We start from the raw sequence: 13,910 nt of genomic DNA on the forward strand, positions 1-13,910 counted from the left end.
GGGAGGCTTCATGCCGCAACAGCCCCGCCCACTTCCCCAGAGCATAGACGAAACCGTCGCGCTTCTTTCGGGCGCAAACTACGTTACCGACCGGGCGCTTGCGACTGTGCTGTTTCTCAGCCTGAGGCTACAGCGGCCCCTGTTTCTTGAAGGCGAGGCGGGAGTCGGCAAGACGGAGATCGCCAAGGTTCTTGCATCCTCTCTCGGTCGCCAGCTCATTCGGCTGCAGTGTTATGAGGGCCTCGATATTTCCTCCGCTGTGTACGAATGGAATTATGCGGCCCAGATGATCGAGATCCGCATGGAGGAGGCCGCCGGCGTCAGCGATCGCAGCGCAATGGAGCGCAATGTCTTTTCCGAGAAGTACCTTATCAGGCGTCCGGTGCTGGAGGCGCTTGCGGGAAAGGCAGGCGCAGCACCTGTCTTTCTGATCGACGAGCTTGACCGCACCGACGAAGCATTTGAGGCCTATCTTCTAGAAATCCTTTCGGACTATCAGGTGACCGTTCCGGAGCTTGGCACCATCCGGGCAGAAGAGCCGCCCATCGTAGTCATCACCACCAACCGCACCCGCGAAATCCACGACGCGCTGAAGCGCCGTTGCCTCTATCATTGGGTGGATTATCCCGATGCTGAGCGCGAATTGGAGATTGTGCGCCGGCGCGTTCCGCATGCCAACCAACGGCTGTCGCGCCAGGTGGTCAGCTATATCCAGAAGCTGCGGCAGATCGACCTGTTCAAGGTCCCCGGCGTGGCCGAATCGATCGATTGGGCCAATGCGCTTACCGAGCTCGACAAGGTGGCGCTCGATCCTGAGACGATCTCCGACACGTTGGGTGTGCTCCTGAAGTACCAGGACGACATCGCCAAGGTCCAGGAGGGTGAAGGCAACAGGATACTGGAGGAAGTCAAGGCCGAATTGGCGGCGGTCGGATAGATCTATGGGCCACGCCGATGAGGTGAGTCGGGAGGGCGATCCGCAGGGACGGATTGCCGATAATATCGTCTATTTTGCCAGAGCCTTGCGCAAGGCGGGCTTGCCCATAGGGCCTGCCGCCGTTACCGACGCGATTCAAGCTGTGCTTGCGGCCGGTATAGGCTCGCGCGAGGACTTCTACTGGACGCTTCATGCGGTGCTAGTCTCCCGGCATGAGGATCATAACGTCTTCGACGAGGCGTTTCGGCTTTTCTGGCGCTCGCGCGGACTGATCGAGAAAATGCTCGCCATGCTTTCCCCAGTCGCTCCGGCGCGAGGGGCGCAGGAGAAGCCGCGCCCGGCGCAAAGCCGCGTAAGCGAAGCGTTGCTCGACAATCAGCATCGTAAGGAGAACCTCCACGAGGAGGTCGAGATCGAAGCCCGCCTTTCGATCTCCTCGCGCGAGGTGCTGCGCAAGAAGGACTTTGCACAGATGACGGCTGAGGAATTGGTTCAGGCCCGACAGGCGATTGCCGAGCTTGTCCTGCCGGACGACCGGGTTCTTACGCGCCGTTTCCGTACCGATCCGTCCGGCAGGCGTATAGACCCGCGGGCCATGATGCGTCTTGGCCTGCGCACCGGAGGCGATTTCATCGTTCCGTGCTACCGCTCACCGCGGCAGGTATATCCGCCGCTTGTGGTGCTAGCCGATATTTCCGGCTCGATGAGCCAGTACACGCGCATTTTCCTGCACTTCCAGCATGCGCTGACGGAGAACCGCCGCCGCGTTTCAAGCTTCGTCTTCGGCACGCGGCTTACCAACCTTACCCGGCAGTTGAAAAACCGCGACCCGGACGAGGCGCTGGCAGAGTGTGCGTCCGCTGTCGAAGACTGGTCCGGCGGCACGCGCATCGGCGAGGCCATCGGCACCTTCAACCGCCTGTGGTCGCGCCGCTTGCTCGGACAAGGCGCGGTGGTGCTTCTCATCACAGACGGCCTTGAACGCGACGACACCGACACTCTTTCGCAGGAAACGGCGCGGTTGAGGCGATCCTGCCGCCGGCTTATCTGGCTCAACCCACTGCTGCGTTTCGAAGGCTTCGAAGCCCGGGCGCGGGGCGTTCGGGCAATGTTACCGCATGTGGACGAGATGAGGCCGGTGCATACGCTGGAAGCCATGTCCGACCTTTGCGCTGCGCTTTCTGCTTCACCGCTGCAAAGGTTGCGCAGCGGCCGGCCGGGAACGGGGATTGGCAAGCGAGTTGCCTCATGATGATACTGGCACGTGTACAGTATCGGTTCAGAATCGGAGTGAGCGGATATGTCCCAGACCATGCAATCGGCGCCGCCGAAGGACCCTCTGACGATCGCGGAGGAGTGGCTGAAGGACGGCAAGGAGGTTGCTATCGCGACTGTCATTGAGACGTGGGGGTCGGCCCCAAGGCCCATTGGCAGCCATCTTGTGATCAATAAAGATGGCCTCTTTGAAGGATCCGTCTCCGGGGGCTGTGTGGAGGGCGCCGTGGTGACCGAGGCAGCGGACGTGATAGCCGATGGCAAGCCGCGCCTGCTCGAGTTCGGCGTCGCCGATGAAACCGCATGGGAGGTCGGTCTTTCCTGCGGCGGACGCATCAAGGTCTATGTGGAGCGGCTGGGCTGACATCATGGACCCTCATTCCCTAACGAAGCTCAACCAGTGCCGCCGGGAACGCCGGGCGGCAATCCTGCTCACCGATCTGGGTGACGGCAGTGACCGTGTGATTGTTGAGGGCGATGCCGTTGACGGAGCATTGGGCGATGCGGTTGCAAACGCCTTCCGCTCCGGCAAGTCCGGCACGAGGGAAGTGGATGGCCGCGCATTTTTTCTCAATGTGCATCTGCCTCCACCGCGGCTTGTGATGATCGGCGCTGTCCATATCAGCCAGGCGCTGGCTCCCATGGCGGCCATTGCCGGTTTCGACCTGCAGATCATCGACCCGCGTACCGCCTTTGCTTCGCCAGAGCGCTTCCCGAATGTGCGGCTCGATGCCGAATGGCCGGAGGACGTTCTTGCCAGAGAACCCCTTGATGCTTACTGCGCCTTGGCAGCACTTACCCATGATCCGAAGATCGATGATCCGGCTCTGACAGCGGCACTGAAGGCAGATTGCTTTTATATTGGGGCGCTCGGCAGCCGGAAAACCCACGCCCGGCGCGTGGAGCGCCTCACAGCAGCAGAAATTTCCAGCGCTTCGATCGGGCGCATCCGGGCGCCGATCGGCCTGGCGATCGGTGCCGCAAGTCCGGCGGAAATTGCCGTTGCCGTCCTAGCGGAGATAATCGAGGCGCTGCGCTCACGCGGGGTTGGCGCTGAAAGGGGAAAAGCAGCATGAAGTTCGGTCCCGTTGCCGTGGAGGAGGCGAAGGGCGCCATTCTCGCTCATGCAATGGTGGCGGAAGATTTGCGCCTGCGCAAGGCACACCGCCTTACGGCAGAGGATGTGGAGGCACTTGCCCGGGCAGGCATCCGCGAGGTGGTGGCGGCTGTTCTCGATCCCGACGACCTGGATGAAAATCTCGCTGCTGACCGTGTCGCCCGCGCATTGCGAACGGTGCATGTCGAAACGCGGGCACCATCTACCGGCCGTGTAAATCTGCATGCCACCGAAGCAGGGATCTTCATGGTCGAGCCGCGGGTGATCGACGCTATCAACCGCATCGACCCAGCAATCACCATAGCCACACTCGCTCCTTACGCCAGGGTTGAGGCGGGGCAGATGGTGGCAACGGTCAAGATCATTCCGTTTGCGGTGCCGGAAAATCTCATAGCGCAGGCCGAGACCGCGTGTCGCGCCATGGAGGCTTTTTCCGTGCAGCCTTTTCTGCCGCGTCGTATCGCCCTTGTACAGACCGTTCTGCCCGGCGTGAAGATGAGCGTGCTGGACAAGACCACGCGCATGACCAAAGCGCGTTTATCACGCTCAGGCAGCAGGATCGTTGCGGAGCTGCGCCCGCCGCACCGGGAGGAAGCGGTGGCGGAAGCCATCCGTTCGCAGGCTGCAGACGCCGACATGCTTCTTATCTTTGGCGTTTCGGCAGTTTGCGACGAAGACGACGTCATACCGGCTGCGATCAGGCGCGCGGGCGGCAAGGTGTTACGTGTCGGCATGCCTGTCGACCCTGGCAATCTGCTGGTGCTGGGGACATTCGATGGCAAGACGGTAATGGGAGTTCCGGGGTGTGCGCGAAGTCCCAAGCTCAATGGCTTCGACTGGGTTCTTGACCGCCTCGTGGCCGGCCTTGACGTAACGCCGGAGGAGATCGGCGGCATGGGTGTGGGTGGGCTGCTGATGGAGATCCCCACCCGGCCACAACCGCGAGAGACGCTCAGCCGCAACATGTCTCCAAAGGTATGGGCGGTTTTGCTCGCTGCTGGTCAATCCCGCCGCATGGCGCCTGCCAACAAGTTGCTCGTAGAATTTGAGGGAAAGCCGCTTGTGCGGCGTACCGCAGAGCGTCTTCTGGACTGTGCCGTGGCCGCCACTGTTGTGGTGCTCGGTCATGAAGCTGCCGCCGTCAGCCGTGCTTTGTCCGGGCTCAGCCTGCGCAAGGCGGAAAATGCTGATTACGCCAGCGGGCTTGCCAGCTCGCTGAAGGTGGGCGTGCGCAATGTGCCACCCTCCGCCGATGGTGTGCTGATCGCGCTGTCAGACATGCCGGGCATCTCCACGGCCGATCTGGATCTGCTGATCAAGACGTTTGTCGAAGCAGGCGGAAAGGCAGTCGTGCGTGCCACGCACAATGGGAAGCGGGGCAATCCAGTCATTCTACCGCGCGTGCTTTTCTCGGAAATTGAGCAGCTTGAAGGGGATGTCGGTGCGCGGCAGATCATCGAGGCATCGGCGCTTGAAGTGATTGATGTCGAGATTGGCTGTGCCGCCAGTTTCGATGTTGATACGCCGGAGGCGCTGGAGCTCGCGCGCGGCGCGCTTGTCGGGCAGGAATGAGGCCGCTTTGCGTGCATGGTTGATGTGGGCGGCGCTCCTTGGCCTGGCCTTCAGCGCTTCGCCGGCCCAGACCTGGGAGCTTGCTCCCTTCAAGGACCGCCTCTTTGCCTATCCACCCGTGCTCGAACAGCGGGATGGCGGCGCCTATCGCATTGTCGACTACCGCGAGCAGCGCGACATAAACGGCCGCGACGCAGTGCCGGAGCGCAGGGCGCACAGCCGCTACCTGTCGCTAGGCATACGCCGCCTGCAGCGTGATCTTGCAGTTCGCAGCGAGGCGGGCTCAATTGCGCATCATGCCGTGGGCGAAGCCGAAGGAGCGATCGCGATCACGGTCTATCTCCATGGCCAAGGCGGGAACCGTCATCAAGGCATGAACGACTATTCTTTCGGAGGAAATTTTAACCGCATCAAGAATCTCATGGCGCGCAATGGGGGCCTATACCTGTCGCCGGATTTTTCCGATTTCGGTGCGCGGGGTGCACGAGAAGTGGCTGAACTCTTGAGTTATTATACCGCCCGTTCGCCCCAGGCTCCGATCTTTATCGCCTGTGGTTCGATGGGAGGGGCACTGTGCTGGCGGCTTGCGAGGAATGCGAAGCTGGCGCCCCGGCTTGGCGGGCTGCTTCTGCTAGGCTCGTTTCCGGATGAAGGCTTCCTCACCTCCGCAGCCTTCAGGCGGAATGTGCCGGTGTTTTTCGGACATGGAAGCCGTGATACCGTCTTTCCGGTCGAAACGCAGGAAGCACTGTACGCGCGCATCCGCAAGGTTGCACCGGGCTATCCCGTACGCTTCGTCCGTTTCGAGACAGGCACGCACGGTACGCCCATCCGCATGACTGACTGGCGGGACACGCTCAACTGGATGCTGACACGCGGCGTCAAGGGCCGGTCAGATAGTCCAGCACGGTTTCAGGATTGATCTTCCCGTCATAGGAAGCATCCACTTCATAGCGGACGAGGGAAAAAGAGCCCGAGCGGAACATCCACACGCCGTTCGACGAAGCATCTCCGAGGCCGCGCCACATTGCGCGGGACGATATCGTCAACTCCTGCGGATCGAACGAGGAGTTCACAAGCAGACCCTCGGTCTTGTAGCCGACGATCAGTATTTCCTCCACGGCAGCGTCGGGATCATCGTTTTCGTAGCGGATGTCGAGGTCTGGCACCGCGAACTGCAAGGGGGAAAGCTCGCCGAAATCATTTGCGAGAACATAGGCGTGCCTTTCGTTATAGGCACCGCGTGAGCAGAAGAAGCGGAACAGATGCGCTTCCCTCGGTTCTTCCTCCGGCCCATCATAGGCATAGTTGAAGCGGATCGCATGGCTTTGCGGCTCGTCCGCCGTCTCCATCATCCTGTCAGGACACTCATCTTCATAGACCGTGTCGAACAGGCGCTTTGCGCGTTCCTCAAGGGGCAGCGCGGGCAGTGCTTCGCCATTGCCGCAGTTTGCAGGAAGCTGCATCTCAAGCGGTTCATTCAGCTCCCCGGCCTCCAACCTACCGCTCTCGATCTGGAGCGGCTGATAGGGCGTTGTCTGGACGGAAGGCTGGATGAAGCGCAGCGTGTAACATCCCTTAAACACCTGCTCGCTCCCGTCGGTGCCATAGGCGCGGATTGCTACCGGGATCCCATAGAAGATGCTGCCAGCCGCTCCATCTGCGGTCACAGCACCTGTGGTTACTTCCACCCTCTGCGTTTTCTCATAACCTTTTTTATAATCATCGAGGCTCTGTGCGGGCGGCGTTCCGAAATAGGCATATGCGCGGGCATATTCCTTGCGGTTGATTGCATTGTAGAGCGAGCGAACCAGCACCTCGGGGGACGAACGGTCGTCCAGATAGGCAGCTTCAGCTCTTGCGGCCTGAGGCCCCGCCGCCAAGGTTAGCCCTGCCATCAGCCACAGACGCTTAATCATCGGGTTCAGCTTCGTTCCCATGCTCTTACTGCAATCAATCGATCCACCTGGAACGTCATAACATGAGTCGTGTACGCGCGCAGGTGAGGGCTGGAGCCGACCGCAGCCGATACATGAAAATTTCAGCTCACCGGCGGCAGCGTTGTGCGCCCCAACCACCGCCAAATCAGGAGACAGGCCACCACCGACAGCCCTGCACAAAGCCCAATCCAGATGCCGGAACCGCCGAAACCCAGGTGAAAGGCTAGAACGATGCCCAGAGGCAGGCCAACTCCCCAATAGCCGATCGCGCCATAGATCATCGGGACAGTGGTATCGTGCAGTCCGCGCAACATGCCGGATGTCACCGCTTGCGCACCGTCGGCGATCTGGAAGAATGCGGCGAATGCCAGGAAGGTGGTTGCCAGTGAAATGACCTTCTGGTTTTGCGGATCATTGAGATCGATGAAGCCGGCAATGAGCAGGCGCGGCGCGAAGAACATCACCAGCGCCATGAAAGCCATAAAGCTCACGCCCATGATGAAAGCCGTCCAGCCGGCACGTGTGACGGCTACAGCATTGCGCGCCCCAAAGGCGCGGCCAACCCGCACGGTGACGGCTTGTCCCAGCCCCATCGGTACCATGAAGCTTACCGAAGCGATCTGGACGGCGATCGCGTGAGCGGCAAGCGATACGGTGTCGATTAATCCCATCAGCAGCGCGGCGAGATTGAAGACCGAGACCTCGAAGGTTAGGATTGCGGCTATCGGCAGGCCAAGGCGAACAAGCTTGCGAAAACGCGGCCAGTCAGACCGCCAGAAGCGGCCGAAGATTCGGTAACGCCTGAACTGCCGCTCGGTAACGACCACTACCGTCATGCCGGCGAACATGAGCAGGCTTGAAACCGTCGTCGCTAGCCCTGCGCCGGTTACCTCTAGGCGCGGCATGCCAAGATTGCCGAAGATAAGCATCCAATTGGCAAGCGCATTGAAGCCTACGCAGGAAAAGGCGATGACGAGCGCCCACCCCGGCCGTTCCAAGGCTGAGATGAAGGAACGCAGCACAATGTAGCCGAGATAGGGCAGCATTGCCCATTGCAACGCACGCATGTAGCTGGCGGCTGCCGCACTCAACGCCGGATCTTGCCCCATGAAGAGAAGAACTTCCTCGGTATGCCAGAGAACAGCCCAGATGGGCAACGTCACGGCCACGGCAAGCCAAAGAGCCTGGCGTGCGGTTCGCCGCACCTCTCTTACGGATTGTACACGCCGGCCCAAGCTGCTCGCCATCAATGGCGAGGCGGCACCGACGAGGCCGAGGCCGAAGATCATTGGCAGGAAGTAGAGATTGTGGCCGAGCGTACCGGCAGCCATGGCCTGGGGCGAGAGACGGCCCAGCATCATGACATCCGTTACGGTCATGGCGGTCTGAGCCAGATTGGTCAGAATCATCGGCCAAGCCAGCGCCAGAGTGGCGCGGGCCTCGACAAGCCAGGAATTGACCTGAGGCGCTCCTGCGCCCGCAGCCAAAGTTGTCATGACCGTGCTTTCCTTGGATCGTGGCGGCTCTTCGTCCGCAATATGCGGAAGGTGCTACTCTCTACCGCTGACCGGGGTAGATTTCCACTGGCTAAACAAGCCAAAATATCCTTAGCAGAATGAAGCGGATTGATTTTCCGCCTACCTCAATCGGCAACTTCTGTAATGACGTTGCTTCGTCTGCCCGAAGCGGGGGTAGTTGTTAACAAAACAATTTAAACTTTCTTGTCTATTTCCTGCCAAGGATCAAAGTTCGAGCTGCCCGGCGCCACCCGCGCCAGTCCCGTGCATCCGGTACAGGTTGTCCATGCGTACGCCTCCGCTCCTGGTTCTTCTTGTTGCGTGCCTGAGTTTATCCGGCTGTTCGAACAGATCAATGATAGACGGATTGCAGATTTCGAAGCCTTCCGGTGAGGTGACGAGTTCAATCATTCGTCCCGACGCGCCGGTGCAGGGCAGCGCGGGTGCGAGCGTAGGCTATCCCATGGATGTGGAAAGTGTGATTGCAGCACTTGCCGAACCTGACCAGGCTGACGCCCAGGCGCTTCAGCAGGTGGCGATGATTGTCCCACGTCCGCCGGCAAATGGCAGGATCCACAGAAGCCGCTTCCGCGATGCCAAACCCGTCAATTTTGGCCGGATCACGCCGCAGCAACATGCTGTGCATGGCGTGGACGTCTCGCGTTGGCAAGGCGAGATCGACTGGGTGAAGCTGAAAGAGCAGGGGGCCAACTTTGCCTATATCAAGGCAACCGATGGGGGGGATCATCTCGATCCGATGTTCCGCCGGAACTGGGAAGCCACACGCAGGGCTGGCATTCCACGTGGAGCCTATCACTTCTTCTACTGGTGCCGGCCGGCTTCCGAGCAGGCCGACTGGTTCATACGCAATGTTCCGAAAGAGCCGGGTGCTCTCCCACCCGTCCTCGACGTGGAATGGAACCATTTGTCGAACTGCAAGCGCCGTCCTCCGCGCGAGGAGGTTCTGAAGAAGATGCAGATCTTCATGGATCGCGTGGAGCGGCACTATGGCCAGCGCCCGATCATATACACTCCGCCCGACTTCTACCGTGATAATCTGAAAGGAGCGTTTCCGAACCATCCCTTCTGGCTGCGCTCGGTCGCCGCGCACCCCTCAAAGGTCTATCCGGGGCGCGACTGGGTGTTCTGGCAATATTCAGGCTCCGGTCTTGGCCATGGTGTGGATGGGAAAATCGACCTTAACGTGTTTCACGGCAATGAAGCTATGTGGTGGCAATGGCTTAGCCAGCGAGCGGGTCGGGCGGCCGGTTGAGCACTGCCTTTGAAGTTGACGGTTGATTACATCAACGCTCGCCCTAGTTTTATGAGGAGCGATCCTGCGGATCGGCATTTCAGCGACGTTTGGCTTGCCCGCAGAAGGTCCTGAGCTTGCCTCCGGCCTCTGATTGCGGATGCGTCCCAACCGGCTGGTGAAGCCTGAGGAGGGTACGGGTCCCGTCCCACTTTCCCCTCAGCGTGGAGGATTTCAATGGTAACGAAAGACACGCTCTTCAAGCCAAAGGGCACGAGCGCCGAAACGAAAGCTGACGCGACGGACAGAGCTTTCCGTGCGATCGTGGAGGATGAAACGCGCAGGCGCGACGCTAAGACAGAGCGGCTTCGCCAAGCAAGACTGGAAAAGGAAGCGCAGGAAGCTGCTGAAGCGGCGGCCGAAAAGCCCAAGACCAAGGGGCGGAAGACAAAGGCCGCCGGCTGAAGGCGCAGACAGCGCCTCCGTCAAACAGCCGGGAGCAAAGCTGCCGAACACTCATAGCGCCGAGGCGGGACGATTTTCCAGTGTCGACGAACGCAAGAACCTGAGCAGATATGGCCCTGCGGCGGCAGCCACTTCGTGAGTGTGGCACGGCCGAGGAAAGGCTGATTGCGGCCTCTCGATCAGGACGTGGGGCACGTACATTACGTTTCTACCATTGGCATTGCGGAGGGTTGAGAGAGCGGCCATCGTACATACCTCCCGCACGTAAGATTACCCCGCCCTTGGCGCGAAGAGGATGACCGCCGCGGCAACAAGAGCCAGCGACCCACCAGCCAGATCCCAGGCGTCCGGGCGATTGCCCTCCGCAGCCCATAGCCAGGCCAGTGAAGCGACGATGTAAATGCCGCCATAGGCCGCGTAGGCACGTCCCGCATAATCGCTTGGAGCGAGCGTCAACAACCAGGCGAAGGCCATCAGGAAGGATATGCCAGGAATAAGCCACCAGACCGACTGCCCGTTCCGCAGCCAGGCCCAGAAGGCAAAGCACCCGGCGATCTCGCAAAGAGCCGCGGCCGCGAAGATCACATAGCTGCCAAAGATCGAAGGCATTGCTGTCCCCTGTGACGGCGGGCTGCCGGTAACAGCCACGAGGCCCCCGCCATACCGCCTCAATTACAGGATGCCGCAAGCAGCCTCAACGCCAACGTTGAAGCCTACAAATCCCGTCATCGCCGAAGCCAACTCGCCTCATGCGTGCCAGGTTTGTGCATTGCAGATACGGGTGCCAGTAGCGGTTTTCTTCAAGCCTTCTGCGCGCTAACCTATTTGGATAATGAAACGTTGATCCGGCCGAACCGGTCAAGAAATCCCGATGGACTGGGATCTTCCAGACAGCGTCTTTCGGGAAGCCTATAGTCCCGAAGTATCTTCGTCGGGGTTCGGGCACGGCAGCTTCGGCATGGATGACGTTATGTTCTACTTCTATCCTTCGACCGCCTCGAAGGCTTTGCCTGATGAAGTCTGGTTTGATGACAGCTCGCGCTAGTTCCCTTCCATATGAGTTGGCGTCAAAGCAGGCGGAGTGGACGCTGATCCGCTTCTGGAAATGACCTATTGCGATGTGGCTGACAGATGAAGTTGGCCGCGCGCTATGCTCGAATGCAAACCTGGAACGCCGCACATGCCGCGGCAGGTGTAGCATGCCGGCCGCACCGCTCGCGGCATGTCGGGCATATCGGAAGGCGAGAACTTGCAGGTACAGTTCGCGGGAAGCGGGGGGCAATGCCGCTACAGGAACTCCGCGCGCAACTCGTTCGCGCTCATAGGCGACAGGAGCCCCGGCGCAACGTCAAACACGGTATGCGCGCCATAGCTTCCCATTGCATGCAGGCGATGGACGGCGCGGGCATAGGCGACCAGGACGCTGGCAGTGAACTCAGGATTGCTCTGGAGCTTGAGGCTGTACTCAATGACCTGCGGGTTCTCCGGCGAGGTGTTGCCGCTGCGGATCACAAATCCACCATGCACCATCTGGCTATGGTCGCGCTCCAGTTCTTCTGCGGTGATGAAGTGCACCGTCGTGTCGTACTCGTCGAAATAGTGAGGCATTGTGATGATGGCATCCCGCACGCGCTCGGGATCTGTCCCTTCCTCCAGTACGACGAAACACTCACGCCGGTGCCTCTCCCGGGTGGCGAGCGCCGGTCGTGAACCGCTACGGACGCGGTCAACCGCCTCGTTGATCGGGCGGGTGTACTGCACGGCTCCCGCGACGCCCGGCAATCTTCGGATCGCCTCGGAATGGCCCTGGCTCAACCCATCACCCCAGAAGGTATAGGTGGCACCATCGGGTAGCAGGGCCTCGCCCAGGACTCGGTTGATAGAGAACATGCCAGGATCCCATCCTGCCGAGATCAGGGCAGTCCGCTGGCCCGCTCGTGCGGGCGCATCTACCGCCGCGAAATATTCCGGAATGCGTGCATGCGTATCGAAGCTGTCGACCGTGTTGAACGAGGCTGCCAGTTCGGGCACCTGGCGGGGCAGATCCTCCTTGGAGCCGCCGCAAAGGATGAGCACGTCGATGCGATCCTGGTGGGCGGCTAGCTCTGTCATGCCGTGGACGGCTGTCGTTGCGTAAAAAGGAGCAATGCGTTCGGGTGGCCGGCGAGTATAAATACCCACGATCGTCATATCAGGGTTCTTTGGCACTGCCAGTTCGACCCCGCGGCCTAGATTGCCATAACCTACGATTCCAATGCGGATCTTTTCCGCCATTACGCAACTCCTGCAACGGGATTCGACTTGCCGGCAGACATAACAAATGTGCGCGCGAAGTCCATCGGGGCCAATCCGGTAGCAGGAGTACCGATCCTGCCATCTCCTCAATTAGCTCCCGACCACGAAGTCGAGCAGAGACGAGGCTATTAAAACTCTGGCTGGCTCCGTCAGCGCGCCAGCCTAAAAGGTCAAGGAGTCAGGGCTCATTCGCCATCTGCCCCACGCGGAGTGGACGGTTTGTTGCTCACCAAGGATCGCGATGATGACCCGAACTGGAAGAAGAACTAAGAAGACACGCTCCCGTGGTGTTAATCATCGGAAGGTTTCTTCTAATGCAAATTCGTCGAAGTCGTGGATGGACCAGCGCTCCGCAGCAGAGCAAAGGTGCTGCACGGGCACTGGAAAGCGATGACGTTCATGGGGCGTTGCGTCGGTTGCGTCCTCGTCGCGTCGAGGCGCACGGCTTGCAGATGGGCCGATCCACTGCGAGGAACAGGGCTGATCCTCAGGTACGATCCCGCAGCCCTTCTACGCCTTCCTGGCTGGCGCAATGCGCGCAGCAGAAGATGGTCCCGTCCTTTTCGACCCCGTGTCCGATCACCCGGCAGCCGCAATGCGCACATTGAGGCGCCATCATATGAATCGCGCACTCGAAGCTGTCAAAGACGCGGCGCTCACCGCCCATTTCAACGGTGAATGCCTTGTCATACTCGTTGCCGCACATTTCACATCGGGCCATGGCCGGGTCCTCCTTTTCCGGAGGCCCAACCGCTCATCTGCCTGCATGTTCCAGCGCGGTGGCCTTGTGGCTCGATAGCTCAGGATGAGCGCTTCCCGAACCCGGATTTTCACGACGCTGAACTAAAGGGAAAGGGCCCGGCGCTCGATCTTGATCTGTCCGTCGACAACGGCTGCCCTGAACACAAAACGCTCGTCGTCCCGGTGCAGCTTCACTGCGATGACCCCTTCTTCCCCATCAGTGACTTCCGCGAATGTGATCACCCCCGCTTCCATCAACTCGGCAAAATCGTCCTCGATCTTGCGGTCGAATGCCTTCCTCGGATCAGGTTCGTACATGGTCTCCATGAGCCGCGTACGAACCATCCACTTCAGAATGGCCAGCGCCTCGCTGTTGTTAAATTTTATCACCCCAGTATTTCCTTTTCTTTTGTCTGGCAGCCTTCATGCTTTCCAGCAGTGGTTTCAAGCTTCATCCTGCATCGCGTTGGATCGGCGAGAATAGCTTTAAAGAACGGCCTTCCTTATGGATCAGCAGGCAGGCGCATGCCTTGCCTTTCATCATCCCAAGAGTCCCCGCGGACCAGGGTTACGCTAGAATTTGCCCGGAATAGGGAAACTCAGGCTCTTTGGTGGGTGATGCAGGGATCGAACCTGCGACCCGCTGATTAAGAGTCAGCTGCTCTACCAACTGAGCTAATCACCCGGCCAAGCGGCAGGACTGCATTTGCGGTCTACCGGTATGCCCACCAGGCAAGCCTGACGAGTTGGCGCTCCTTAACCTGTTTGAGCCGGGCATGCAACCCCGTCCTGAACGGTC

15 protein-coding genes and 1 tRNA gene are annotated in these 13,910 nt (G+C 60.1%); 9 read left to right on the plus strand and 7 right to left on the minus strand.

Annotated features, from left to right (window positions below; translation table 11 throughout):
* Positions 1-10 precede the first annotated feature (10 nt).
* The 6 genes from HUS57_RS04080 to HUS57_RS04105 are packed head-to-tail and all read left to right on the plus strand — an operon-like array spanning position 11 to position 5,823.
* Positions 11-937, plus strand: coding sequence for a MoxR family ATPase (locus tag HUS57_RS04080; RefSeq protein WP_173931638.1), 927 nt, complete (start codon positions 11-13; stop codon positions 935-937).
* A 4-nt stretch (positions 938-941) separates the two neighbouring features.
* Entirely contained in the window at positions 942-2,189 is a 1,248-nt protein-coding gene (locus tag HUS57_RS04085) for a VWA domain-containing protein (RefSeq protein ID WP_173931639.1), read from the plus strand.
* 48 nt (positions 2,190-2,237) lie between these two features.
* Positions 2,238-2,576 (plus strand): XdhC family protein, encoded by a 339-nt coding sequence (locus tag HUS57_RS04090; protein ID WP_173931640.1) that lies wholly within the window; start codon positions 2,238-2,240, stop codon positions 2,574-2,576.
* Between the two features lie 4 nt (positions 2,577-2,580).
* A complete protein-coding gene (locus HUS57_RS04095; RefSeq protein WP_173931641.1) occupies positions 2,581-3,288 on the plus strand; it encodes an XdhC family protein in 708 nt (235 codons plus the stop codon).
* On the plus strand, positions 3,285-4,901 hold the full coding sequence (locus tag HUS57_RS04100) for a molybdopterin-binding/glycosyltransferase family 2 protein (protein WP_173931642.1): 1,617 nt from the start codon (positions 3,285-3,287) through the stop codon (positions 4,899-4,901). The genes HUS57_RS04095 and HUS57_RS04100 overlap by 4 nt, the downstream gene beginning before the upstream one ends.
* A gap of 22 nt (positions 4,902-4,923) precedes the next feature.
* Positions 4,924-5,823, plus strand: coding sequence for an alpha/beta hydrolase (locus HUS57_RS04105; protein WP_173932268.1), 900 nt, complete (start codon positions 4,924-4,926; stop codon positions 5,821-5,823).
* Here HUS57_RS04105 and HUS57_RS04110 read toward each other — a convergent pair.
* A complete protein-coding gene (locus HUS57_RS04110) occupies positions 5,783-6,841 on the minus strand; it encodes a DUF1176 domain-containing protein (RefSeq protein ID WP_246727730.1) in 1,059 nt (352 codons plus the stop codon). The two genes, HUS57_RS04105 and HUS57_RS04110, sit on opposite strands and share 41 nt — an antisense overlap.
* Before the next feature lie 101 nt (positions 6,842-6,942).
* Positions 6,943-8,337, minus strand: a complete 1,395-nt coding sequence (locus HUS57_RS04115; RefSeq protein WP_173931643.1) for an MATE family efflux transporter — start codon at positions 8,335-8,337, stop codon at positions 6,943-6,945.
* 307 nt (positions 8,338-8,644) lie between these two features.
* Between HUS57_RS04115 and HUS57_RS04120 the strand changes: the two genes are divergently transcribed.
* Together HUS57_RS04120 and HUS57_RS04125 are read left to right on the plus strand one after the other, a co-directional pair.
* Complete coding sequence (locus tag HUS57_RS04120; RefSeq protein ID WP_173931644.1) at positions 8,645-9,631, plus strand: GH25 family lysozyme; 987 nt, start codon at positions 8,645-8,647, stop codon at positions 9,629-9,631.
* Positions 9,632-9,847: 216 nt separating this feature from the next.
* On the plus strand, positions 9,848-10,075 hold the full coding sequence (locus HUS57_RS04125) for a hypothetical protein (protein ID WP_173931645.1): 228 nt from the start codon (positions 9,848-9,850) through the stop codon (positions 10,073-10,075).
* A gap of 270 nt (positions 10,076-10,345) precedes the next feature.
* On the opposite strand, the gene HUS57_RS04130 is transcribed toward HUS57_RS04125, so the two are convergent.
* Positions 10,346-10,684 carry a YnfA family protein gene (locus tag HUS57_RS04130; RefSeq protein WP_173931646.1) on the minus strand — a complete coding sequence of 113 codons (339 nt, stop codon included), beginning with the start codon at positions 10,682-10,684 and terminating at the stop codon, positions 10,346-10,348.
* Positions 10,685-10,946: 262 nt separating this feature from the next.
* Between HUS57_RS04130 and HUS57_RS04135 the strand changes: the two genes are divergently transcribed.
* Positions 10,947-11,120, plus strand: a complete 174-nt coding sequence (locus HUS57_RS04135; protein ID WP_173931647.1) for a DUF5996 family protein — start codon at positions 10,947-10,949, stop codon at positions 11,118-11,120.
* A gap of 242 nt (positions 11,121-11,362) precedes the next feature.
* On the opposite strand, the gene HUS57_RS04140 is transcribed toward HUS57_RS04135, so the two are convergent.
* The 4 genes from HUS57_RS04140 to HUS57_RS04155 form a co-directional block, all read right to left on the minus strand.
* Positions 11,363-12,349: a diaminopimelate dehydrogenase gene (locus tag HUS57_RS04140; protein ID WP_173931648.1), complete on the minus strand. Its 987-nt coding sequence runs from the start codon at positions 12,347-12,349 to the stop codon at positions 11,363-11,365.
* Positions 12,350-12,857: 508 nt separating this feature from the next.
* Complete coding sequence (locus tag HUS57_RS04145) at positions 12,858-13,091, minus strand: hypothetical protein (RefSeq protein WP_173931649.1); 234 nt, start codon at positions 13,089-13,091, stop codon at positions 12,858-12,860.
* 122 nt (positions 13,092-13,213) lie between these two features.
* Positions 13,214-13,501, minus strand: a complete 288-nt coding sequence (locus tag HUS57_RS04150) for a hypothetical protein (protein WP_173931650.1) — start codon at positions 13,499-13,501, stop codon at positions 13,214-13,216.
* A gap of 219 nt (positions 13,502-13,720) precedes the next feature.
* Positions 13,721-13,796: transfer RNA gene (locus HUS57_RS04155), tRNA-Lys, on the minus strand.
* Positions 13,797-13,910 lie beyond the last annotated feature (114 nt).

Source organism: Chelativorans sp. Marseille-P2723, from assembly GCF_902809845.1.
Lineage (GTDB): Bacteria > Pseudomonadota > Alphaproteobacteria > Rhizobiales > Rhizobiaceae > Chelativorans.